Origin of the sequence: Enterobacter cloacae complex sp. R_G8 (genome assembly GCF_024599795.1) — a bacterium.
In the GTDB taxonomy this organism is placed as follows: Bacteria; Pseudomonadota; Gammaproteobacteria; order Enterobacterales; family Enterobacteriaceae; genus Enterobacter; species Enterobacter dissolvens.
The window spans coordinates 3,499,619-3,522,446 of sequence record NZ_CP102246.1; the positions used below are offsets into that span (position 1 = coordinate 3,499,619).

At 56.7% G+C, this 22,828-nt stretch carries 18 protein-coding genes; 9 read left to right on the forward strand and 9 right to left on the reverse strand.

The window, feature by feature from the left end; translation table 11 throughout:
• The first annotated feature begins 60 nt into the window (after positions 1 to 60).
• Positions 61 to 1,017, forward strand: coding sequence for a VirK/YbjX family protein (locus NQ842_RS16620; protein ID WP_257256086.1), 957 nt, complete (start codon positions 61 to 63; stop codon positions 1,015 to 1,017).
• On the opposite strand, the gene NQ842_RS16625 is transcribed toward NQ842_RS16620, so the two are convergent.
• Positions 1,014 to 2,672, reverse strand: a complete 1,659-nt coding sequence (locus NQ842_RS16625) for an ATP-dependent endonuclease (protein ID WP_014831265.1) — start codon at positions 2,670 to 2,672, stop codon at positions 1,014 to 1,016. The genes NQ842_RS16620 and NQ842_RS16625 overlap by 4 nt on opposite strands.
• Before the next feature lie 372 nt (positions 2,673 to 3,044).
• Here NQ842_RS16625 and aqpZ point away from each other — a divergent pair, with 372 nt between their 5' ends.
• From aqpZ to hcr, 4 genes are all read left to right on the forward strand, one after another.
• Positions 3,045 to 3,740 (forward strand): aquaporin Z, encoded by a 696-nt coding sequence (gene aqpZ, locus NQ842_RS16630; protein ID WP_014831264.1) that lies wholly within the window; start codon positions 3,045 to 3,047, stop codon positions 3,738 to 3,740.
• A gap of 158 nt (positions 3,741 to 3,898) precedes the next feature.
• The gene (locus NQ842_RS16635; protein WP_014831263.1) at positions 3,899 to 4,798 is read left to right on the forward strand and encodes a lysine exporter LysO family protein; all 900 of its coding nucleotides are present in this window, start codon (positions 3,899 to 3,901) and stop codon (positions 4,796 to 4,798) included.
• 144 nt (positions 4,799 to 4,942) lie between these two features.
• On the forward strand, positions 4,943 to 6,595 hold the full coding sequence (gene hcp, locus NQ842_RS16640; RefSeq protein WP_083021153.1) for a hydroxylamine reductase: 1,653 nt from the start codon (positions 4,943 to 4,945) through the stop codon (positions 6,593 to 6,595).
• A gap of 10 nt (positions 6,596 to 6,605) precedes the next feature.
• Complete coding sequence (gene hcr, locus NQ842_RS16645) at positions 6,606 to 7,574, forward strand: NADH oxidoreductase (RefSeq protein ID WP_050859811.1); 969 nt, start codon at positions 6,606 to 6,608, stop codon at positions 7,572 to 7,574.
• Between the two features lie 59 nt (positions 7,575 to 7,633).
• Here the strand turns inward: hcr and NQ842_RS16650 are convergent, their stop codons facing one another.
• Positions 7,634 to 8,068 (reverse strand): DoxX family protein, encoded by a 435-nt coding sequence (locus NQ842_RS16650; protein ID WP_257256088.1) that lies wholly within the window; start codon positions 8,066 to 8,068, stop codon positions 7,634 to 7,636.
• Between the two features lie 152 nt (positions 8,069 to 8,220).
• On the opposite strand from NQ842_RS16650, the gene poxB reads away from it, so the two are divergent.
• The 4 genes from poxB (at position 8,221) to NQ842_RS16670 (ending at position 13,531) form a co-directional block, all read left to right on the forward strand.
• Positions 8,221 to 9,939, forward strand: coding sequence for a ubiquinone-dependent pyruvate dehydrogenase (gene poxB / locus NQ842_RS16655; RefSeq protein ID WP_047362288.1), 1,719 nt, complete (start codon positions 8,221 to 8,223; stop codon positions 9,937 to 9,939).
• A gap of 37 nt (positions 9,940 to 9,976) precedes the next feature.
• Positions 9,977 to 10,978, forward strand: a complete 1,002-nt coding sequence (ltaE, locus tag NQ842_RS16660; RefSeq protein ID WP_257256089.1) for a low-specificity L-threonine aldolase — start codon at positions 9,977 to 9,979, stop codon at positions 10,976 to 10,978.
• Between the two features lie 10 nt (positions 10,979 to 10,988).
• A complete protein-coding gene (locus NQ842_RS16665; RefSeq protein ID WP_257256090.1) occupies positions 10,989 to 12,425 on the forward strand; it encodes an SDR family oxidoreductase in 1,437 nt (478 codons plus the stop codon).
• 92 nt (positions 12,426 to 12,517) lie between these two features.
• Positions 12,518 to 13,531: an NAD(P)-dependent oxidoreductase gene (locus NQ842_RS16670; RefSeq protein WP_257256091.1), complete on the forward strand. Its 1,014-nt coding sequence runs from the start codon at positions 12,518 to 12,520 to the stop codon at positions 13,529 to 13,531.
• Positions 13,532 to 13,628: 97 nt separating this feature from the next.
• Here the strand turns inward: NQ842_RS16670 and NQ842_RS16675 are convergent, their stop codons facing one another.
• From NQ842_RS16675 to gspL, 7 genes are all read right to left on the reverse strand, one after another.
• The gene (locus tag NQ842_RS16675; protein ID WP_373371728.1) at positions 13,629 to 14,783 is read right to left on the reverse strand and encodes an IS481 family transposase; all 1,155 of its coding nucleotides are present in this window, start codon (positions 14,781 to 14,783) and stop codon (positions 13,629 to 13,631) included.
• Between the two features lie 134 nt (positions 14,784 to 14,917).
• Positions 14,918 to 16,750: a glycoside hydrolase family 19 protein gene (locus NQ842_RS16680; protein ID WP_046888136.1), complete on the reverse strand. Its 1,833-nt coding sequence runs from the start codon at positions 16,748 to 16,750 to the stop codon at positions 14,918 to 14,920.
• Between the two features lie 136 nt (positions 16,751 to 16,886).
• Positions 16,887 to 17,339, reverse strand: coding sequence for a type III secretion system invasion protein IagB (iagB, locus tag NQ842_RS16685; RefSeq protein ID WP_047362292.1), 453 nt, complete (start codon positions 17,337 to 17,339; stop codon positions 16,887 to 16,889).
• 137 nt (positions 17,340 to 17,476) lie between these two features.
• Positions 17,477 to 20,158 (reverse strand): glycosyl hydrolase family 18 protein, encoded by a 2,682-nt coding sequence (locus NQ842_RS16690; RefSeq protein ID WP_063425794.1) that lies wholly within the window; start codon positions 20,156 to 20,158, stop codon positions 17,477 to 17,479.
• Positions 20,159 to 20,421: 263 nt separating this feature from the next.
• Positions 20,422 to 21,219 (reverse strand): A24 family peptidase, encoded by a 798-nt coding sequence (locus NQ842_RS16695; protein ID WP_014831252.1) that lies wholly within the window; start codon positions 21,217 to 21,219, stop codon positions 20,422 to 20,424.
• Positions 21,216 to 21,701 carry a type II secretion system protein M gene (locus NQ842_RS16700; RefSeq protein ID WP_014831251.1) on the reverse strand — a complete coding sequence of 162 codons (486 nt, stop codon included), beginning with the start codon at positions 21,699 to 21,701 and terminating at the stop codon, positions 21,216 to 21,218. Before NQ842_RS16700 ends, NQ842_RS16695 begins: the two co-directional genes overlap by 4 nt.
• The gene (gene gspL / locus NQ842_RS16705; protein ID WP_257256092.1) at positions 21,698 to 22,828 is read right to left on the reverse strand and encodes a type II secretion system protein GspL; all 1,131 of its coding nucleotides are present in this window, start codon (positions 22,826 to 22,828) and stop codon (positions 21,698 to 21,700) included. The genes NQ842_RS16700 and gspL overlap by 4 nt, the downstream gene beginning before the upstream one ends.

The following is a 22,828-nucleotide window of genomic DNA, read 5'->3' on the forward strand; positions in this document are numbered from 1 at the left end:
ACACGACGTTGACAAAGGGCCTGCTGAAATAACGCCATTCCATAAGAAGCAGGATCTCACATGTCTTCCATCGTCGATACACCCCATTCCACTCCGTCACAGCCAAAATCCGGCTGGCAGCTGTTTAAAAACCTGGTCACCGGTGCCATTACGCCGGGTCTGGCATGGCAAAACCCTGCTTATCGACGTAAGTTTGCGCTTCGCACCCTGGCGACGCCCCTCAGCACCGCGCGCCTGCTCTCAAGCCTGGCAAAGCAGCCTCGTCTGATGCAAATACTGCAGGTTCAGCCCGGTCTGCCGTGCCGCCTGCACCGCCCGTGGCTGACCGTGAATATGGATCGCCCGCATGCGCTGGAAGCCCTGAACTGGCACTACCAGACCATGAGCAACCACCTGCCGGCCGCGCTGCTCAAAGGCTATCTTTCTAAACAGGGCGTGACGCTCCTGACTTTAACCGGTAAGGATGAACAGCAATTTACCGTTCGGTTATGCGCCGATGCGTTCCTGGATAAAGAAGGAGAAGCGACCCTCGTCTTCTGTGATCATCAGGATACCGTGCTGGCGGAAATAACGTTTACGCTGTGCCCGTTTGAAGGCAAAAGCACACTCTTTATCGGCGGCCTGCAGGGGGCGAAAGCCCACGTTCCGCATGAGCTGATCCAGAAAGCAACCAAGGCGTGCCATGGCCTGTTCCCGAAACGTCTGCTGGTTGAAACCGCGATGACGCTTGGCGGAGCTTTCCCGGTGGAACAGATTGTCGCGGTGAGTAATGCCACCCACATCTATCGCAGCTGGCGTTACCGGAAGAAAAAAGAGGGGAAACTGCTGGCGGATTACGACAGCTTCTGGATCTCCCTCGGCGGACACAAACAGGATAACGGTAACTTCGTGCTACCGCTTGCCATGCCGCGTAAGTCCATGGAAGAGATTGCCAGTAAAAAACGGGCTGAATACCGCCGCCGCTATGAGCTGCTGGATAGCCTGACGGAGCAGGTCACCCAGGCAACCCGGCGTTAATCGGCTTTCCCGCGTGCCAGCCACAGGACGCGGGAGAACATTTTGCGCAGCAGCGTCGGCACTGACTCCACCCCCCGCCTTCCCGCTTCTGTCGCCACTTCAATGGCTAAATCCGGCTTTGAAGAGCGGTGGATCGCTTTGGCAATCACGCGCCGCATGTTCATCGGCACATCGACCGGCACCATCGCTATCCGGTGGAACACATCGTCGAACCCCTGGCGATACATAAAGTGCTCCATGTCCATCGCCGGCAGCATGGTTAAATGGTCGCGCTCCTCTTCTCGCTCATCGTTTAACAGGCTGCGCACGGTAGACGCATATTTTTTCCCCGCCTCATCGCCGTCGACCAGCACGTGCCATTCGATGCCCATCCGCCGGGCGAATTTGATCAGCGGTTTTAATCCTGACTGCGCAAACTCGATGACCTTAATCCCTTCCGCATCAAAATGGTGACCACACTGGCGCGCCAGCTCGTTGATGACCCAGGTCTCGGTTTCCCCCTCCACAAGGAGCCAGCAGCGGGCAAACAGCGACGAGGCACGATTAAAGCGGATATGAAACGCGATACGGCGACCATCCTCGGCATTCATCCCTCCCGGCCCCAGCCGGTAAGCAGAAACGCGCGATGATTCACGCACCAGGCGGCAAACATACTCGACCGGCGTCAGAGACAACAGTTCGCCGGAATTGGTGGTGGTAATGCGCTGAAGCGGCAGCAGATTCAGCAGGTGCCAGGCAACGGAGAGCATGATCGGGTGCAGACGTGTTTCCGGGTCTTCCACCAGCAGCAGCGGACGCGCATCGCGATCCAGACGAACGGTTCCTTTGGCCTGCAGAAGCGTGGAAAACAGCCCCAGTAAAATCACCCGATGGGTGCGCCCACCGGGCCGGTCGATCATCCGGTTAATGATGTCGAGATAACGCCAGCTTCGCTGCTCATCGTGGGAACGGCGGCGCATCAGACGATGGCGCGATTGTGACGTCCCCTGCTCGGAAAAATAGTGCTCCAGCAGTTGCACCATGGCAGAGAGCCCCTGGCGGATTTGCCCATCGGTGAGATTTTGCGGACGCGAAACCAGCTCGCGTGCCAGGAAATCAAGCTCGCGGGCGGTGACTTCCACTTCCGGCATATTTGGCACAGTACCGTTACGGATACGCCGCATAAAACGCGCGTCGCGCAAGCGTAACACCGGGGAGAGACGGATCAGATGGCGGGCCAGGTCGTCGATATTGTCCAGCGGGATGGGGTTGCCCTTTTCGTCAAGAAAATCACGCAGGGTCAGTACCCCGTCGTTCTCTGACATCTCGCCTTCCAGGCGATAAAAAATACGGTGGAAGCCATCGTCGCTCTGAACCCAGCACGGTGACATGGGGCGAAAACGACGCACGCGGTGACGCCCCGGCTCGGATTCACGGAAGGTCAGAATAATATGGAGATGCTTCTCGCGGCCGTTGACATCGCCGGGCGGAAACCAGAAATCGTCATGCACGAAGTGGTACAAATCGCCTTCGGGCGACAGCAGCAGCGTCAGCGCATCCAGCAGGCTGGACTTACCCCAGGCGTTCTCACCGATCAGGACGTTGTTCTGCTCCAGATGCAGTGACAGGCGGTTTATACCGCGAAACCCGACAATATCCACACGTTCGAGAAGCATACATCCCCCGAGAAATGACCACTTTTTCCTTTAAGTTATCAGCAGTATAGCGGGAGGATGCCGTGCAGAACACTGCCATACGTCCCGATTATTCTTTGCAGGCGCGAAAAAATTAAGAATTTACGTGGCAAGTTTCATTTGAAATAGTTTCAACAGCACAACAAACTATTGCCCGCAAATTGGACTATGCTCTATTCACCTCCAGTTTGAACAAGGATCGACATCACATTGCCTTAAATCAAATTAACCGAATTTATTTAAGTGGCGAAGGGGTGTTAATGGTTTTTAAAATACGGGCTCTTTGAGTCGTCATCCCTTTATGGCGATATATCCCGCGCGCGGGAAAGCGTGCGGAAGTTTATTGAGGTGGTTATGTTCAGAAAATTAGCAGCAGAATGCTTTGGTACATTCTGGCTGGTGTTTGGTGGCTGCGGTAGTGCCGTTCTGGCAGCAGCATTTCCGGAACTCGGCATTGGTTTTGTCGGCGTCGCGCTGGCATTTGGTTTAACGGTATTAACCATGGCCTTCGCCGTGGGACATATTTCCGGTGGTCATTTTAACCCGGCTGTGACATTAGGCTTATGGGCCGGTGGTCGTTTCCCGGCCAAAGAGGTCATTGGTTATATTGTCGCTCAGGTCGTGGGCGGTATTATTGCTGCAGGCGTTCTGTACGTGATTGCCAGCGGTAAAGCCGGCTTTGACGCCGCAGCCAGCGGTTTTGCGTCCAACGGCTTCGGTGAGCATTCGCCTGGCGGCTACTCCATGCTCTCCGCCATTGTGATTGAAATTGTGCTGACCGCCGGCTTCCTGCTGGTGATCCACGGCGCGACCGACAAATACGCCCCTGCGGGCTTCGCGCCCATCGCCATTGGTCTGGCACTGACCCTGATCCACCTGATCTCCATTCCGGTGACCAACACTTCTGTGAACCCGGCGCGCAGTACCGCTGTCGCCATCTTCCAGGGCGGTTGGGCACTTGAGCAGCTGTGGCTGTTCTGGGTTATGCCGATCGTCGGCGGTATTCTGGGCGGCGTGCTGTATCGCACCCTGCTGGAAAAACGCGATTAATCTTTCCCTCCCTCTCCCTGTGGGAGAGGGCCGGGGTGAGGACAACAGGCCGGGTAAGGCGCAGCCGCCACCCGGCTTTCTTTTTGCCGCTTTACTGAACAGCCTTTATTGGGTAGTGTCTCTGGCGCTTAACAGATACTCACAAGGACCGGTTGTTCATGTTTTCAGGACTCCTCATTATTCTCCTGCCCTTAATCGTGGGCTACCTGATTCCGCTGCGTCGTGAATCCGCATTACGGCTTATCAACCGTTTTCTCAGCTGGATTGTTTACGTCATTCTTTTCTTTATGGGGATTAGCCTGGCCTTTCTGGATAACCTGGCGACCAATCTGCTGGCGATCCTGCATTATTCTGCCGTGACTGTTGTGGTTATTTTGTTCTGCAATATCGCCGCGTTATTCTGGCTTGAGCGTACTATTCCGTGGAAAAACCACCACCATCAGGAAAAACTGCCCTCCCGAATTGCGATGGCGCTGGAATCATTAAAACTGTGCGGCGTCGTGGTGCTCGGTTTTGTGCTTGGGCTCACCGGATGGTCTTTTTTACAGCACGCCACCGAAGCCAGCGAATATACCCTGATCTTCCTGCTGTTCCTTATTGGTATCCAGTTACGCAATAATGGCATGACGCTGAAACAGATTGTCCTGAATCGTCGGGGAATGATTGTTGCCGTTATCGTGGTCGCCAGCTCAATGGTCGCCGGGGTGATTAACGCCTTTCTTCTCGACCTGCCGTTGAAAACCGGGCTGGCCATGGCCTCCGGATTCGGCTGGTATTCCCTTTCCGGTATCCTGCTGACCGAATCATTCGGTCCGGTGATTGGCAGCGCCGCCTTCTTTAACGACCTGGCGCGGGAGTTAATCGCCATCATGCTGATCCCGGGTCTGGTTCGCCGCAGCCGCTCTACCGCGCTGGGTCTGTGCGGTGCCACGTCGATGGACTTTACCCTGCCAGTATTACAACGTTCAGGGGGTCTGGAGATGGTGCCCGCCGCCATTGTGCACGGTTTTATTCTGAGCCTGCTGGTGCCTGTTCTGATGGCCTTTTTCTCCGCCTGATACCTCTCTGGCGGTAGGGCTCCTGCCGCCAAAATTGCGCTAAATCAATCTCCCTCCACTTAGTACAAGAAAGCCCTTTTCAGCGTTGTGGCACAGGCATAACCTTAAACATGTATATCAAATATAACTTTAACAGGTGTGATTATGTTTTGTGTGCAATGTGAACAAACTATCCGTACCCCGGCAGGCAATGGCTGTTCTTACGCGCAGGGTATGTGCGGTAAAACCGCAGAGACATCAGACCTGCAGGATCTGCTGATTGCTGCCCTGCAGGGGCTTTCCGCCTGGGCATTCAAAGCCCGCGAGTACGGTATTGTCGACCACTACGTAGACAGCTTTGCGCCGCGCGCCTTTTTCTCCACGCTGACTAACGTTAACTTTGATTCGCCGCGCATTGTCGGGTACGCCCGTGAAGCGATTGCCCTGCGCGAAGCGCTGAAAGCACAGTGCCTGAATGCCGATGCCAGTGCCCGCGTGGACAACCCGATGTCAGAACTGCAGCTGGTGAGCGACGATCTGGGCGAGCTGCAGCGTCAGGCCGCAGAATTTACCCCGAACAAAGACAAAGCGGCGATTGGCGAGAACATTCTCGGCCTGCGCCTGCTGTGCCTGTACGGCCTGAAAGGTGCCGCAGCCTATATGGAGCACGCACACGTGCTTGGCCAGTACGATAACGACATCTACGCGCAGTACCACAAAATCATGGCGTGGCTGGGCACCTGGCCTGCCGATATGAATGCGCTGCTTGAGTGCTCCATGGAAATCGGCCAGATGAACTTCCGCGTGATGAGCATTCTGGATGCCGGTGAGACCAGCACTTACGGCCACCCAACGCCAACCCAGGTCAACGTGAAAGCGACCGAAGGCAAATGTATTCTCATCTCCGGCCACGACCTGAAAGATCTCTACAACCTGCTGAAGCAGACCGAAGGCACCGGCGTTAACGTTTATACCCACGGCGAAATGCTGCCCGCACACGGCTACCCGGAACTGCGTAAATTCAAACACCTGATCGGGAACTACGGTAGCGGCTGGCAGAATCAGCAGGTCGAGTTTGCCCGCTTCCCGGGCCCAATTGTGATGACCTCTAACTGCATCATCGACCCGACCGTCGGCGCGTATGATGACCGCATCTGGACCCGCAGCATCGTCGGCTGGCCGGGCGTGAGCCACCTTGAAGGTGACGATTTCGGTCCGGTGATCGCCCAGGCGCAGCAGATGGCGGGCTTCCCGTACAGCGAAATTCCGCACCTCATCACCGTCGGTTTTGGCCGCGAAACGCTGCTCGGCGCCGCAGACTCGCTGATTGACCTTGTCAGCCGTGAAAAGCTGCGCCACATCTTCCTGATTGGCGGCTGTGACGGCGCGCGCGGTGAGCGTAACTACTTCACCGATTTCGCCACCCGCGTGCCGGAAGATTGCCTGATCCTGACGCTGGCCTGCGGTAAATACCGTTTCAACAAGCTGGACTTCGGCAACATTGAAGGGCTGCCACGTCTGGTGGATGCTGGTCAGTGTAACGATGCCTATTCAGCCATCATTCTGGCGGTCACGCTGGCGGAGAAACTGGGCTGCGGCGTGAACGATCTGCCGCTGTCGCTGGTGCTCTCCTGGTTCGAGCAGAAAGCGATTGTGATCCTGCTGACCCTGCTCTCTCTGGGCGTAACCAATATCGTCACCGGCCCGACCGCGCCAGGCTTCCTGACGCCGGACCTGCTGGCCGTGCTGAACGAGAAATTCGGTCTGCGTTCCGTGACCACCGTAGAAGAAGATATGCAACAACTGCTGAGCGCGTAAGGAGTATTTCATGACCATGCCAACCTCACAATGTCCGTGGCGGATGCAGGTTCATCACATCCATCAGGAGACGCCGGATGTGTGGACGCTGTCGCTGCTATGCCATGACTACTATCCGTACCGTGCCGGTCAGTATGCGCTGGTCAGTGTCCGCAACGCCGCGGACACATTGCGCGCCTATACGATCTCCTCGACGCCGGGCGTCAGCGAATACATTACGCTCACTATCCGCCGCATCGATGACGGTGCAGGCTCGCAGTGGCTCACGCGTGACGTCAAGCGCGGGGATTACATCTGGCTGTCTGACGCTCAGGGGGAATTTACCTGTGACGACAAAAGCGAAGATAAATTCCTGCTGCTGGCCGCGGGCTGTGGCGTCACGCCGATCATGTCAATGCGTCGCTGGCTGGCCAAAAACCGCCCGCAGGCCGACGTGCAGGTGATCTACAGCGTGCGCTCGCCGGACGATGTGATCTTTGCCGATGAGTGGCGCAACTACCCGGTGACGCTGGTGGCGGAGCACAACGCGACGCACGGTTTTGTCGAGGGACGTCTGAGCCGCGCGCTGCTGCAACGCGTGCCCGATATAGCGAACCGTACCGTGATGACCTGCGGCCCGGCACCGTATATGGAGATTGTGGAACAGGAAGTGAAAGCCCTGGGCGTAACCCGCTTCTGCAAAGAGCAGTTCTTCACGCCGGTGGCGGAGGCGGCAACCAGCGGGATTCAGTTCACCAAACTGCAACCGGCACAAACCTTCTTTGGCCGCGTCGGCACCACGCTGCTGGAGGCGCTGGAAAGCAATAAGGTGCCGGTGGTGGCTGCCTGTCGCGCGGGCGTATGCGGATGCTGTAAAACGAAGGTAGTCTCCGGGGAGTACAGCGTGACCAGCACCATGACGCTGACCGATGCAGAAATTGCTGAAGGTTATGTGCTGGCGTGTTCCTGCCATCCGCAGGGCGATCTTGTGCTCGCGTAATCGTTAAACGTGTCATCGTAGGCCCGGTAAGCGCCAGCGCCACCGGGCTTTTTTTTGCCCTACCGCCACGCGGGCGCTTTCCCTACCGCGTACCGCCCTGCCCCTAAAAACACCACCGCCAGCGAACCGATAAAGAAATACACCAGGCTCTCAATGGCCCACGCACCGACGGCGTCCAGCGCAAAGGTTTTGCCCGTGCCCACCATCAGCCACGCCACAATCATGGTAAACGCCAGCACCAGCGCAGCCGGACGCGTGAAGAGACCGACAATGATCAGGATCGGTGCCACCACTTCGCCAATCAATACGCCGTAAGCAATAAATCCCGGCAGCCCTTTTTCCACCAGCAGGCCGCCGATGAAGCCCACACCGCCAAATAACTTGTGTAATCCGTGAAACAGCATCAGCCCACCGACGGCAAGTCGTAACAAGAGTTTGCCGAGATCGTCGCACGTTAGCTTTTCGTTTACAGCAATTAACAATGATTTAACCATCTGAAATGATTCCCGTTTTCACCCAATCTGTCGCCAGATTATGCCGAATCATTGCCGGTGAAAACCACCCTGAAATGAGGGGTATTGTGCAGGCAATACAGTGACTTTCTTCTAAGCTTGTAAGCGATATCACAAAAAGGAGACGGACAACCATGAAACAAACCGTGGCTGCATACATAGCGAAGACCCTCGAACAGGCAGGTGTAAAACGTATCTGGGGCGTAACCGGCGATTCACTGAACGGGCTGAGCGACAGCCTGAATAAGATGAAGACCATCGAATGGATGCCGACCCGTCATGAGGAGGTGGCCGCCTTTGCCGCCGGGGCCGAAGCGCAGCTCACCGGGGAGCTGGCCGTCTGCGCCGGGTCGTGTGGGCCGGGCAACCTGCATCTCATTAACGGGCTGTTTGACTGTCATCGCAATCACGTGCCGGTGCTGGCGATTGCCGCCCATATTCCCTCATCTGAAATCGGCAGTGGCTATTTTCAGGAGACGCATCCGCAGGAGCTGTTCCGTGAATGCAGCCACTATTGCGAGCTGGTGTCGTCGCCGGAGCAGATCCCGCAGGTTCTGGCGATCGCCATGCGCAAAGCCGTGCTGAACCGTGGCGTTTCCGTTGTCGTCATCCCGGGAGATGTGGCACTCAAGGCCGCGCCGGAAGGGGCGAGCACCCACTGGTACCACGCCCCGCAGCCGGTGGTGACGCCAGCCGAAGAGGAGCTAAAAAAGCTGGCGCAACTGCTGCGTTACGCCAGCAATATTGCCCTGATGTGCGGCAGCGGCTGTGCGGGCGCGCACAAAGAGCTCCTTGAATTTGCGGGTAAGCTAAAAGCCCCAATTGTTCATGCCCTGCGCGGCAAAGAGCACGTCGAGTACGATAACCCTTACGACGTGGGCATGACCGGGCTGATCGGTTTTTCGTCCGGCTTCCATACCATGATGAATGCCGACACGCTGATTCTGCTCGGTACCCAGTTCCCCTATCGCGCGTTCTACCCGACGGATGCCAAAATCATTCAGATCGATATCAACCCGGCCAGCATCGGTGCACACAGCAAGGTCGATATGGCGCTGGTGGGCGACATCAAATCCACCCTTGCCGCCCTGCTGCCGCTGCTGGAAGAGAAAACGGATCGCAAATTCCTCGACAAAGCCCTGAGCGATTACCGCGATGCGCGTAAGAGTCTGGACGATCTCGCCAAACCGAGCGACAAAGCCATCCACCCGCAGTATCTCGCGCAGCAGATCAGCCACTTCGCGGACGACGATGCCATCTTCACCTGCGACGTGGGCACGCCCACCGTCTGGGCGGCACGCTACCTGAAGATGAACGGCAAACGCCGCTTGCTCGGCTCGTTCAACCACGGCTCGATGGCCAACGCCATGCCGCAGGCGCTGGGCGCCAAAGCCACCGCCCCGGAGCGTCAGGTGGTGGCGATGTGCGGTGACGGCGGGTTCAGCATGCTGATGGGCGATTTCCTGTCGGTGGTGCAGATGAAGCTGCCGCTGAAAATCGTGGTCTTCAATAACAGCGTACTGGGCTTTGTGGCAATGGAGATGAAGGCCGGGGGCTATCTGACGGACGGCACCGAGCTGCACGACACCAACTTCGCCCGCATTGCCGAAGCCTGCGGCATAACCGGTATCCGCGTGGAGAAAGCCTCCGAGGTGGATGAAGCTCTGCAACGGGCGTTTTCCATCGACGGCCCGGTGCTGGTGGATGTCGTCGTCGCCAAAGAGGAGCTGGCGATCCCGCCACAGATCAAGCTGGAGCAGGCCAAGGGCTTTAGCCTCTATATGCTGCGGGCGATCATCAGCGGCCGTGGTGATGAGGTGATCGAACTGGCAAAAACCAACTGGCTCAGGTAAAACATTTCGCATGACCTCTTAATTAAAGGGATGTGAAATGATTGATTTACGCAGCGATACCGTTACCCGACCGAGTCGCGCCATGCTCGAAGAGATGATGGCCGCCCCGGTCGGGGACGACGTCTACGGTGACGATCCAACGGTGAACGAACTGCAGCGCTATGCCGCAGAACTCAGCGGTAAAGAGGCCGCCCTGTTCCTGCCCACCGGAACGCAGGCCAACCTGGTGGCGCTGCTCAGCCACTGCGAACGCGGCGAAGAGTATATTGTCGGCCAGGGCGCGCATAACTACCTGTACGAAGCGGGCGGTGCCGCAGTGCTCGGCAGCATTCAGCCGCAGCCTATCGACGCCGCGCCGGACGGATCCCTGCCGCTGGATAAAGTCGCCGCAAAAATCAAAGCCGACGATATCCATTTCGCCCGCACCAGATTGCTCAGTCTGGAAAACACCCACAACGGTAAAGTCCTGCCGCGCGAGTACCTGAAAGCAGCGTGGGAGTTTACCCGCGAGCACAAGCTGGGGCTGCACGTGGACGGCGCGCGGATCTTTAACGCCGTGGTGGCGTACGGCTGCGAGCTAAAAGAGATTACGCAATATTGTGACTCGTTCACCATCTGCCTCTCTAAAGGGCTGGGCACCCCGGTGGGATCCCTGCTGGTCGGCAATGCGGACTACATCAAGCGCGCCAACCGCTGGCGTAAAATGACCGGCGGCGGCATGCGTCAGGCCGGTATTCTGGCCGCGGCCGGACTGTATGCGCTCAAAAACAACGTGGCGCGTCTCAAGGACGATCACGACAACGCCGCGTGGATGGCAGCGCAGCTGCGTGACGTGGGTGCCGATGTGATGCGTCACGACACCAACATGCTGTTTGTTCGCGTGGGCGATGACCACGCCGCTGCGCTTGGTGAATTTATGAAAGCGCGTGGCGTCCTGATCAACGCGTCACCTGTTGTGCGTCTGGTGATGCACCTCGACGTCAATCGCGAGCAGTTAATGGACGTCGTAAAACACTGGCAGGCGTTTTTACAGCGTTAAGGAGCAGAACGTGCCGCAACGTATTCTGGTGCTCGGTGCCAGCGGGTATATCGGTCAGCATCTGACCACGGCGTTAAGTCAGCAGGGGCATCAGGTGCTGGCGGCGGCACGCAACACGGAACGCCTGCAAAAACTAAACCTGCCTGGCGTCACCTGCCACAACGTCGACCTTAACTGGCCTGAGTCGCTGCCCGCGCTGCTGGAAGAGGTCGACACGCTGTATTACCTGGTGCACAGCATGGGCGAAGGCGGCGATTTTATCGCCCATGAACGTCAGGTGGCCCTGAACGTCCGCGATGCCCTGCGGCAAACGCCGGTTAAGCAGGTGATTTTTTTAAGCTCGCTCCAGGCGCCCGAAAATGAGCAGTCCGACCACCTGCGCGCCCGCCAGCTTACCGCGGACACCTTGCGCAGTGCGGATATCCCCGTCACCGAACTGCGGGCGGGGATCATCGTCGGCGCGGGCTCTGCCGCCTTCGAAGTGATGCGCGATATGGTCTACAACCTGCCGGTGCTCACGCCACCGCGCTGGGTGCGGTCGCGCACCACGCCGATTGCCCTGGAAAACCTGCTGCATTACCTGGTGGCGCTGCTGGACCATCCCGCCGAACAGCACCGCGTGCTTGAGGCCGCCGGGCCGGAGGTGTTGAGCTATCAGGAACAGTTCGAGCATTTTATGCGCGTCAGCGGCCGCCGACGCTGGCTGATCCCCATCCCCTTCCCGACCCGCTGGATCTCCGTGTGGTTTTTAAATGTCATCACCTCGGTGCCGCCGACCACTGCAAAAGCGCTGATCCAGGGGCTGAAACACGATCTGCTGGCGGACGATCGCGAACTGCGCGCATTAATCCCGCAGACGCTGATCCGTTTTGATGACGCGGTACGCCATACCCTGAAAGAAGAAGAGAAGCTGGTGAACTCCAGCGACTGGGGCTACGACGCGCAGGCGTTTGCCCGCTGGCGGCCGGAGTACGGTTATTATCCGAAACAGGCGGGCTGCACGGTGAAAACCTCGGCCAGCCTGACATCGCTGTGGGAGGTGGTGAACCAGATCGGCGGCAAAGAGCGATATTTCTTCGGCAATATTCTCTGGCAAACCCGCGGAGCGATGGATCTGCTGGTGGGCCACCGGCTGGCGAAAGGCCGCCCTGCTCGCCCGTATCTTGAGGTGGGTGATACGGTCGACAGCTGGAAAGTCATCATCGTCGAACCGGAAAAAGAGCTGGCGCTGCTGTTCGGCATGAAAGCACCGGGTCTGGGACGGCTCTGCTTCACCCTGAAAGACAAAGGCGATTACCGTGAACTGGACGTCCGCGCCTGGTGGCATCCGCACGGGATGCCCGGTCTGTTCTACTGGTTGTTTATGATCCCGGCGCACCTGTTTATCTTCCGTGGGATGGCGAAACGCATTGCGCACCTCGCAGAAAAAAAGACGGAAAAGATCTAAATAAAACTCTCTTTCTTTCACCTTTCCCATTGCATAGCGCCGTAATTCACGAAAGAATGCGCACGAAATTCTTTTCAACACAGTGGATTGATATGAAGGTACTGGTTACCGGGGCGACCAGCGGCTTAGGCCGAAATGCGGTCGAATTTCTGCGCAACAAGGGCATCAGCGTCAGGGCTACCGGTCGCAACGAAGCGATGGGAAAACTGCTGCAAAAAATGGGCGCAGAGTTTGTCCATGCCGATCTGACGGAGCTGGTCTCCTCTCAGGCGAAAGTGATGCTCGCCGGAATCGACACCCTGTGGCACTGCTCCAGCTTTACCTCACCGTGGGGTACCCAGGAAGCCTTCGATCTCGCCAACGTGCGCGCCACGCGCCGTCTGGGCGAATGGGCCGTCGCCTGGGGCGTGCGTAACTTCATTCATATCTCCTCCCCGTCGCTCTACTTCGACTATCACCACCGCCGGGATATCCAGGAAGCGTTCCGTCCGGCCCGTTTTGCCTGTGAGTTTGCCCGCAGCAAGGCGGCCAGCGAAGAAGTGATCGACCTGCTGGCGCAGTCGAACCCGCATACGCGCTTTACGATACTGCGTCCACAAAGCCTGTTCGGGCCGCATGACAAAGTGTTTATCCCGCGTCTGGCGCAGATGATGCACCACTACGGCAGCGTGCTGCTGCCCCGCGGCGGCGATGCGCTGGTGGATATGACTTACTACGAAAATGCCGTGCACGCCATGTGGCTGGCGAGCCAGCCGGACAGCGATAATCTGGTGTCTGGCCGCGCCTATAACATTACCAACGGCGAACCCTGCACCCTGCGCAGCATTGTGCAGCGTCTGATCGACGAACTGCAGATTGACTGTCGTATTCGCTCGGTGCCTTACCCCATGCTGGATATGATTGCCCGCAGCATGGAGCGTTTTGGCAGCAAGTCCGCCAAAGAGCCGGCACTGACGCATTACGGCGTATCGAAGTTGAATTTTGATTTTACGCTGGATATTTCGCGTGCGGAGAATGAGCTGGGGTATAAGCCGATTGTGACGCTGGATGAAGGGATTGTGCGCACCGCGGCGTGGCTGCGGGACCACGGGAAGTTGCATCGGTAGTTAATTGGGTGCGGCCTGATGCCCTCACCCCGGCCCTCTCCCACTGTACGGTCCGGGGACATGGTAGACAGGTGTTCGGGGACATGGTGAACACTTTTTAACATCCTTTACCCATGGTGATCGACTTTTTCTTCAGGTCGATCACCCCCACTTTTGTGCTGTACCACCACACCTCGTAGCGGCCGTCTTCCTGCATCTCCTTCAGCCCGACCCGTTCTCCCCTGAACGCCTTGCCTGCGCTCAGACTTACCCCTTTCACGCTCAGCTTTCCGCTGATATCCACTTTCCTGACCATCACGCCCTCGTCGTATTCCGGGGGCGTTGTGTTGCCGCTGTACCGTCGCGATGACGGCTGATACCGCGAGCCCGGTACCGCCATATCCAGCGCCTCATGCGGGCGTTCAAGGTTATAGACCGTCCGCCAGTGGTCGAAGGCGCGCTGCAGTTCGCCCTCACTCGCGAACCATTTACCCTGCAGCACCTCCGTCTTCAGGCTGCGGTGAAAACGCTCCAGCTTGCCCTGCGTCTGCGGATGATACGGCCGGGAGTGTCCCACCCGGATACCATGGCGCATCAGCCACAGCTCGAGCGCCGTCCAGGTGCCGGTGGTGTCTCCCCACGGGGCGCCGTTGTCCATCGTCATCCTGTCCGGCAGGCCGTAGCGTTCAAACACGCTGACCAGCTGTTGCTGCACGGTCTCACGCCGTTCATCGCTACAGTGCGCCAGGCACAGAGAAAAACGGGAGTGGTCATCCAGCAGGGTGAGCGGATGGCAGCGGCCACCGCCAAAGGGAAAGTGGCCCTTAAAATCTATCTGCCAGAGCCGGTTCGGCGCGTCATGTTCGAACCGTCCCGTGGCGGGAATGCCCGGTGAAGTGCCCGGCAGCAGGCCGTGACGGGCCATCAGGTTATGAACGGTGCTGAAGGCGGGCATACGGTGCCCCTGGTCTTCCAGCCAGCGCTTTATCTTGCGTGCGCCCCAGCGTTCATGGCGGTCATGGGCCATACGCAGCAGGGCAGTGATGTCGTCAGATGAGCGGTTCGGGGAATGGTGCGGTATGCGCGGGCGGTCCTGAAGGCCGGAGGAACCTTCCTCCATCCAGCGACGAAGCCACTTGTAGCCGGTGGCAGGTGAAATGCCGAAGCGACGGCAGAGGGAACGGATGTTCGCCCCGTCCTGCGAGGCGAACAAAACAAACTCGGTACGTAATGACATGGTATCTCTCGCATCCCAGGGCATAAGCGACTCCATAAACGGGTTCTTATGCCTTAGTTGTAAGTGTCTACCATGTCCCCGAACAAGTGTTCACTATGTCCCCGGACCGTACACCCACAGGGAGAGGGAGTAAAGACTAAAACGGCAACCTTTCGGTTGCCGTTTGCTGTTTATAATGCCGTCCAGGCCTCAGACCATGCCAGACCTGCGCCTGGTTCATAGTACATTGGTGCGTTGTTACACCAGCCGCTGTACGGGAACGGTTTGCACTGGAACAGTTTACCGTGGTTGTTCACGATATCGCCCGCGCTGTACTTACTGTTCGCGCTCCACGCCGGGTAAGTGCCAGACGTGCCTTCGTCCTGAGACGGTGTGGCGGCCTTAGCTTTTACGTTCAGCAGGTACGAGGTGGTACTGCTCAGCTCGCCGTCGCTGACGGTCAGGCTGATTTCATACTGCTGCGCCGTCGCGGCTTCCGGTGCGTTGAAGGTCACCACCGCTTTATCGTCGCCGGTAACGGTCTGGCCGTCCTGGGAACGCCAGGTGTAGGTCAGCTTATTGCCGTCTTCATCGGTAGAACCTTCTGCACTCAGGGAGACCTGCGCACCCGCTTCGACCGCACCAATCGGCCCTGCAATCTGCGCCACCGGGGCGTGGTTTGCCGGCACAGGAACGGTATCTTCATCCGGCGTTGGGGTGACGTTTTCGTCAGGCGTTGGGGTCACATTTTCGTCTGGCGTCGGCGTCACCTTATCTTCGTCAGGCGTCACGGCTGAGCCATCATCGTTCACGATATTCACGTTGAAGAACTTCTGTACACATTTGGTGTAGTCGCCGTCTTTAAACGCGCTGAATGGCGTCTGATAACCCACCAACTGGCAAGCATAGGTCTTACCATCAGGGGTATCTGCGCTCCATCCCCAGTCCTGTTCCCAGTAGATCTTCAGGGCGCCTGCGCCACCTTCATCGAACTGCTTCATGTTGGCACAGCCAAGCACTTCGTCAGCCGGTACAGGGACTTTCAGGTAGTTAGCGAACTCTTTGTAGTATTTGATACGGTTCTGAGACTGGGCAATTTCAGTCGGGCCACCGCACTCTACGCCGCCGTTAATGATCTGGGTGGTCACGCCGAAGCCAGGGACAAGGCCGTTGGCTTTATCGTGATCGTTCGGCTGCCAGGTGCCGTCAATAACCTGCAGCATGCTTGGTTTTGGCGGCTGCGGATAGGCAAAGAAGAAGATCGCACTGGCCAGGTTCAGCCAGGTGTCGGCCACCAGCTCAGGTTTATCGAGCAGCGTGCGGACATCGCCGTACATCGCTTCGGAGAATGGACCGTAGTTGTAGTTGTAGGACAACTGTTTAGCACCGCGACCAAAGTAGCTCAGGAAGTCGCCATCTTTGTCTTTACCGCATGGCCAGGTCTGACCCTGCCAGACATCCGGGTTACATTCCCCGTTATAGCCGCCCTTCTGGCCTTCGCTCCAGCCCATCTCACGCACATAGACCAGCGCCTGACGCCATTCGGCTTCCGGACGCCAGCTTTCGTGACCACCGGTTTCCTGTGCGAAGTGGGCAAACATGGTTGCCAGCTCTTTACGGCAAATGGCTTCGCTGTCGCGACCATCATTGTAGGTATCACACAGCGCCGGGAATTTACCTACGGCTTTCAGGAAGTTGCTGTAGCTGTAATCCTTCGCGCGCAGCGGGAACAGATATTCCCAGTCGCTCTCTTTGAGGATCCCTTCAACGCGTTTCACGTTTGCCGGGTTTGCTGCACGGCCTGGCTCAATCTGCTCTACCTGAGCATTGTCCAGCGTACGGATAGTATCTTTCACGGATTTCATCAGCGGGAAATCCGTGAGCTCTTTTTCCTTTTTGGCCAGATCGCTGGCTTTGATGGTGTAAGGCTGGCTGCTTTCCGCCTTCAGCATGGTAGCCTGAGCAATAACCGGTGCTACGCAGGCACCGGCAATAAGCACGCTCAGTAATGTCCTTTTATTCATCTCGGTTATTCCTGTTAATGTCGATAACGTTAAATAAATCCAGGTTTATTTATTAATCCGTTAATAAATAAACGCCAGACAGCTGCTTTTCATTTTCTGAAGAATACGGGTGGGTACTCTTCAAAAAAGAAAAAACTCACCAGTTGGTTCTGTCACGGGCGGCTAATTTTAACTGCTGATACTTTCGCCAGACTTTATGGGCATACACCATTCGTTGGGGATAGTTTTCCTTTTTAAGCCCGGCGTTATAGGCGCCAACGGCTTCCCAGTTGTATCCATAAACCTTAATCATGCCCGACAAAATAGAGGCGCCGACCATAATGGAGGTGCAGGGTTCTGTCATCAGGCGGTTTTCGTCAATACCTTTGCGCCTGAGTTCAGGAAAGTGCGAGCTGTTAATTTGCATTAAACCGACATCGCGCGTTCCGTCATGATTAATGCCAATGGCGTACGGGTTCATTCCCGATTCCACATTGGCGATGGCATAGAGTAAAAACGGATCAATATGATAATAATGCGCCGCTTTATTCCAGCAATTCGCAAATGCGCTTTGGCTTAATATCAATAACAGAAACAAAAACCTTTTCATGATTCACCTGCGTGGCCGTTTATTATTCTCCTCAAACACATCCTGTTAAAGTATTCGAATTTACTGACCACACCCGAAGCGGGGTGTGGTCAATGATTGTGGATGGATATCACACCCACAATTTCAGGTTCAGAAGATTATTTGCACTCTGAGGATGCGCCTTCTTTCACCCATACATCGCTGTTGCCTGGTTTGTCACCTTTTGTCCACCATTTCGCGCGGTACTCGAAACCTTGATAGGTTGTCTTGTCACCACCGAGGTAAACCATATCGGCACGCCAGTTCATTTTCACCTGGCTGACCAGTTCCCATGCGTCGGCGTTGAAGCCAGGTTTGTTGCCCTGAGTCCAGTACTTCGCTTTCCATACCAGATTATCAGAGCTGACCATATCGCCGTTGTTGTAGATTTTGCTGGATTCCCATGCCGCGTATTTGCTGGCGTTGGCGTCAACCGGGTTATCACAGCTGCCGGTTGCAGTGCCTTCGTCAGATGGCGTGTTACCTTCGTCAGACGGGGTATTGTCTTCATCAGGCACAACCGGGGTGGCTTTCGGCGTTACGGTAACCTGTACGTTAGACTGTACGCTGGTTTTGCCGTCGCTCACGACAACGCTCACGGTGTAGGTAGAGTCCGTTGTCACGTCCGGCGCGGTGATCTGTACGCTGGCGGTATCAGTACCGGTCGCGTGCATATCCGATGGCACGCTCCAGGCGTAGGTCAGTGCATCACCGTCTGGATCCGCCGCCTGCACGTTCAGGGCGTAGGTCTGACCGGCTTCCAGAGTGACGTTCTGCATCGGGTTAACCACCGGGGCCTGGTTCGCTTTCGGTGCTTTGTTCACAACCTGCACGTCAGCGGTGCTGCTCAGGCCTTTCGCATCGGTCACGGTCAGACGGAATGCCAGGGTCTGGTTGCTGGTGACAGCGCCGACGGAGAAGGTCGCTTTCGCTTTGGTGCTGTTGGTCAGCGTGACGGTTGGGCCAGAGATTTGGGTCCATTTGTAGGTCAGCGCATCGCCATCAGGGTCGGTGGAGGCAGAGCCATCCAGGGTCACGGTCGCCGGGCCGGTCACGGTTTGATCCGCTGCGGAAGCAACTGGCGCATGGTTGGTCACCACCGGTTCTGGCGTGGAGCCACCCAGCAGGCTTTCGTTCATCGCATTGAGGATGTCGCCGTTATCGGAGTCGATAGACCATGCGAACAGGCCGCCCAGGTTTTTTGCCAGAACGTATTTACCTTTTGCGGTTGCAGAACGGGCATCTTCATAGGAGATCAGCTCGCCGGTAGATTTGTTGAAGACATATGGCGCTTCAGCATCTGCATCATAGCCATATTCCCAGCCCGGTTTGCCTTTGTACTCGTTCACAATCTGACGATAGTCAACAACGCCGGGTTCCCAGGTACCTTTCACGCCGTCGGTCGCCGTACCGGTGAACGGGTTGTCGCCGGTATAGCCGTGAACGCCAGTCCAGCCACGACCGTACATGCCGGTACCCACCACGATTTTGCCTGGCTGTACGCCCTGCTCCAGCAGCGCGTTAACGCCATTTTCCGTGGTGTAGTTGGTGTCCGGACGCCATGCTGGCGCACGCAGCGCCGCCTGGTGACCCAGATCGGTCATGCTCCACGCGCCGTAGAAGTCGTAGCTCATCAGGAAGATGTGATCGAGATACTGCTGCGCCGTGGTGTAATCCACGTCTTCAATCTTATCTTTACCTGCACCGATGGCGCTGGTCAGTTCATAGGTGCGTCCGGTTTCAGCAGACAGCTCGTTCAGCATGGTACGCAGATCGTGCATCAGCGCGGTGTAGGTTGCTTTATCCACCTGCGGGTTGCCCAGCGATTCATTCACGCCGCCGCCGCCCGGGAATTCCCAGTCGATATCCACGCCGTCGAAGAATTTCCAGGTTTTCAGGAAGTCTTTAACAGAAGAGACAAAACGGGCGCGGATGGCGGTATCGTTCATGTGGTGGAACGGATCGGACATGGTCCAGCCGCCAATGGATGGCAGGATCTTCAGGTCAGGATGGGCTTTTTTCAGCGCCATCAGCTGGCCGAAGTTACCTTTGTACGGGTCGTCCCAGTTAGAGACGCCGGACTGTGGTTTTTGCAGCGCAGCCCATGGGTCGTGGATCGCCACGGTGTAGTCAGGGCGGCCAGCACAGGCCTTTTGCAGGTTGGCGAAGCTGTTGCCGTTTTCCACGGTTTTCAGACCGTCGTTGATGCCGTCGCCGCCACAGATTGGAATGAAGCCGTACAGGATATGGTTCAGGTTAGCGGCTGGGATTTTGTCTACCGGGAAGTTACGGCCGTAAACGCCCCACTCAGGGAAGTAGGCGGCAACCACTTTATCGGTATGTTTTGCGAAGGTTTTGTTGTTTTCCTGCAGAGGCGCATTCAGCGGCAGCAGGTGGCTACCGTCAGTATCCGCCACGATGATCAGCTTGCTTGCGCTTTTGGTGCAGCCGCTGTTGTTACAGAGTTCAACCTGCTCCTGGTAGCGACCGCCTTTTTTCACTTTAAAGGTGGCAGAACCGGATGCACCGGCAGCACCGGACCAGACGGTCTTGCCGTCCAGCAGCACTTTACCGGAAGTCGGCGCGTCGCCGCTCCAGACGTTCCACTCGACTTTTACGTCGACACCGTCGTTGTGAACCTTAACAAGATTACCGTAGTCCACTACGGCCTGGTCCACTTCAACGATGGCAAATTTATCGTTACCGCTGCTGATTGAAGGCGTACCTGGCGCTGCGGCGAACGCGGAGCCGGAAACGGCTGCGACAAAGAGTGCCAGATAAGTTGGCTTCATAAATTTCATTATTAATTCCTGATAATCTTATTTGTGACAAATGAAAAGAACCATGTATTCCATATAACATGGGCGAGTACTGAATACGTTATTTAACTAAAACCACGAACCATATTTAATTTTACTAAACATGTATTTTGCTAAAACACCCTCCATAAATAGACATGAGCAGTAATTTTTACAGCTTATGTTTATTACAATACTCCGGGAATGTATTTATGTCCTTTCATTCCCTCAGCGAAAAAATTTCAAAAAAAACTTGACCGCAAAAATCAAAATATGAATTGAAAGGTCTGAAGGATAAAAATAACCAAACCTGCCAGTGACAACAGCGGGCCAAAAGGAATAACGCTATTTTCTTTAACCGCTTTATAAAAAACAAAATACAACGCGATACCGCTTAACGCAGCCGCCAGTAATAATGATGGCAAAGCCTGCCAGCCGCACCACGCGCCCAGCGCAGCCAGCAGCTTAAAGTCACCGTAGCCCAGTCCCTCGCGACCCGTCGTCAGGCGAAACGCCCAGTAGAGAAGCCACAGCGACAGGTAGCCCGCCGCCGCGCCATACAGGGCGTCCGACAGGGGTAAGGAATGAAAAAACGCATGATTCAGCAGGCCCGCCCACAGCAGCGGTTGCGTCAGACAGTCCGGCAACAGCAGGTGTTTTGCGTCTATCGCCGCCAGCGGCAGCAGCCCGCACCAGAGGATCCACAGCGACATCAATGCGGCCGCAGACGGGGCATACGCCGCCGTCAGGGCAAAAAACAGGGCACTGGAAAGCTCAAGTAACAGCAGACGCAGCGGGATCGCGCTTTGACAGCAGCGGCAGCGTCCACGCAGGCAACACCAGCTCAGAACAGGGATATTTTCCCACCAGGAGAGCGTGTGGGAGCACGCCGGACAGTGAGAGGCCGGAAACAGCAGATTTCCGGCTCCCGCCTCCTCTTTAATGAGCGGGGGAATGCGTTCGACCACCACGCCCAGAAAGCTGCCGATAATGCCGCCAAGCGCACCGCTCAGCAGGCAAAGGGCGGGCATCTGGCTGCCCTGAAGCAGCGTCAGCGAGTTCATGCCACTTTCGCCCAGGAGAGTTTAATCTGGGCCTTTACATCGCTAAGGTGATCAACCGGCGTGAGATCCATTTTCTCCAGACGAACCCCGGTGGTTAAATTGACCTCCCGAAGCCAGTTTTTAAGCTCATAGACGTTGACCCGATCAATATTAAACGTCAGGGTTTGCCCGTCCTGCTGAATATTACTCAGCGCAACGTGGATCTCTTTGGCGCTCTCTTCCACCACGCTTCTCGGGTTACTGGTTTTTAATACTTTGGCCTGAAGGTGATTTTTATTAATTTCCGCCCGCATCCAGTTCAGAGTTTGCTTCTGTTTTTGCAGCGTGCTTTTCTCATTCTTAATTATATTGTCCAGTGGGGTCATCACTCCGTACCAGATAATGGCGCAGCAGAGCGCCGAGCCACATAATTTAATCAGCGCACGCTCGCGCGGGCTGTAACCCAGATAGCGTGCTTTTAATTGCCCTATTTTTTCTTTCATTTATATTTCCCTGTGATGATAGCGGTATAAGGCGCTTCACTGGAGACCGGCTGCAGCGTAAAGTCGAAGGTATCACTCGCCTTATTAACGAACGCCTGCAACGCCGTGGGATCCATCGAACGGATGTTCAGCGTAAGCTGATTCCGGCTGTCGTCATATCCCACTTCGCTGAGCTCGACCGCCGGGAGCGATTGCCTGATCTGCTCCAGCGCGTCCAGTTGAAGAAAGATCCCTTTCTTCTCTTTCCTGATGTTCTGCCCGAAGTGGTACTTCAGGTTGGTGGTCTGGCGCAGCGTGGGGAAATAGTGCCGGGCCAGCTCCACCATCTGCTGCTGGGCCAGGTTTTCCTGGTTAGACAGCATCCAGGCCATGCCGATGCGAGGGCCAATCAGCAGCCCGAGGCTCAGCATCGCCATGGCGGCAAGGGCCGGTTTTGCATAACGGAACCCGGAGTGGGCGCCACGGGCAGCAAAAACGCCGTGCAGCAGGTTCGCTTTGCAGCTTTTCCACTGGGGCTGGATCAGCACCAGCGGATGCTGCCAGACCCGTTGCTCATCCACCTGCACGCCTGCGGGCGCCTCGCCGTAGCAGACGAGGTTACTGGCGCACTGCTGGCTCAGCAGCAGCGGCAACAGCGCGGCGTCGGTTTCACAGGCACCAGACGGCGAATAGCGCATCCAGTAGCCGCTGTCGGTGGAGACCAGCGTGCTGCCGCCCTCAGTCACCGGCAGAAGAATGGCATCGGGCAGCACCTGCACCACCGTCAGCCCGGCATCGGCACAGCGGTCCAGCCAGTACTGCAGACGCGCCGCCTCAATGGCCACCGCGTCCACTTCCCGCCCTTTCCTGTTAAGCACCGTCCAGTGCAGCGTGTCCACGTCGCCAATCAGCGTCTCCTCTGCCAGCCAGGAGAATTCAACGCCGCCTTTTTTGGGCAACGTGAAGTGACGGAAGATCATTTCGCTGGCCGGCAGGAGCAGGCAGACGCGGGCGGCTAACGCGTGACCGGCAAGCGCCGCCAGTGACGTCCCACCCTGCCGTTGCTCCACCTGGTCGCTACCGGACTCACACCACATTATGTTCCCGTCCTCATGCGTGTCGGGACGAATAAAAAGCACCTGTTTCAT

Excerpts from the sequence above, each read along its gene's own strand:
- NQ842_RS16620 (WP_257256086.1), top strand. The coding sequence starts at position 61 with ATGTCTTCCATCGTCGATACACCCCATTCCACTCCGTCACAGCCAAAA.
- NQ842_RS16625 (WP_014831265.1), bottom strand. The coding sequence starts at position 2,672 with ATGCTTCTCGAACGTGTGGATATTGTCGGGTTTCGCGGTATAAACCGC.
- aqpZ (WP_014831264.1), top strand. The coding sequence starts at position 3,045 with ATGTTCAGAAAATTAGCAGCAGAATGCTTTGGTACATTCTGGCTGGTG.
- NQ842_RS16635 (WP_014831263.1), top strand. The coding sequence starts at position 3,899 with ATGTTTTCAGGACTCCTCATTATTCTCCTGCCCTTAATCGTGGGCTAC.
- hcp (WP_083021153.1), top strand. The coding sequence starts at position 4,943 with ATGTTTTGTGTGCAATGTGAACAAACTATCCGTACCCCGGCAGGCAAT.
- hcr (WP_050859811.1), top strand. The coding sequence starts at position 6,606 with ATGACCATGCCAACCTCACAATGTCCGTGGCGGATGCAGGTTCATCAC.
- NQ842_RS16650 (WP_257256088.1), bottom strand. The coding sequence starts at position 8,068 with ATGGTTAAATCATTGTTAATTGCTGTAAACGAAAAGCTAACGTGCGAC.
- poxB (WP_047362288.1), top strand. The coding sequence starts at position 8,221 with ATGAAACAAACCGTGGCTGCATACATAGCGAAGACCCTCGAACAGGCA.
- ltaE (WP_257256089.1), top strand. The coding sequence starts at position 9,977 with ATGATTGATTTACGCAGCGATACCGTTACCCGACCGAGTCGCGCCATG.
- NQ842_RS16670 (WP_257256091.1), top strand. The coding sequence starts at position 12,518 with ATGAAGGTACTGGTTACCGGGGCGACCAGCGGCTTAGGCCGAAATGCG.
- NQ842_RS16675 (WP_373371728.1), bottom strand. The coding sequence starts at position 14,783 with ATGGAGTCGCTTATGCCCTGGGATGCGAGAGATACCATGTCATTACGT.
- NQ842_RS16680 (WP_046888136.1), bottom strand. The coding sequence starts at position 16,750 with ATGAATAAAAGGACATTACTGAGCGTGCTTATTGCCGGTGCCTGCGTA.
- iagB (WP_047362292.1), bottom strand. The coding sequence starts at position 17,339 with ATGAAAAGGTTTTTGTTTCTGTTATTGATATTAAGCCAAAGCGCATTT.
- NQ842_RS16690 (WP_063425794.1), bottom strand. The coding sequence starts at position 20,158 with ATGAAATTTATGAAGCCAACTTATCTGGCACTCTTTGTCGCAGCCGTT.
- NQ842_RS16695 (WP_014831252.1), bottom strand. The coding sequence starts at position 21,219 with ATGAACTCGCTGACGCTGCTTCAGGGCAGCCAGATGCCCGCCCTTTGC.
- NQ842_RS16700 (WP_014831251.1), bottom strand. The coding sequence starts at position 21,701 with ATGAAAGAAAAAATAGGGCAATTAAAAGCACGCTATCTGGGTTACAGC.
- gspL (WP_257256092.1), bottom strand. The coding sequence starts at position 22,828 with ATGAAACAGGTGCTTTTTATTCGTCCCGACACGCATGAGGACGGGAAC.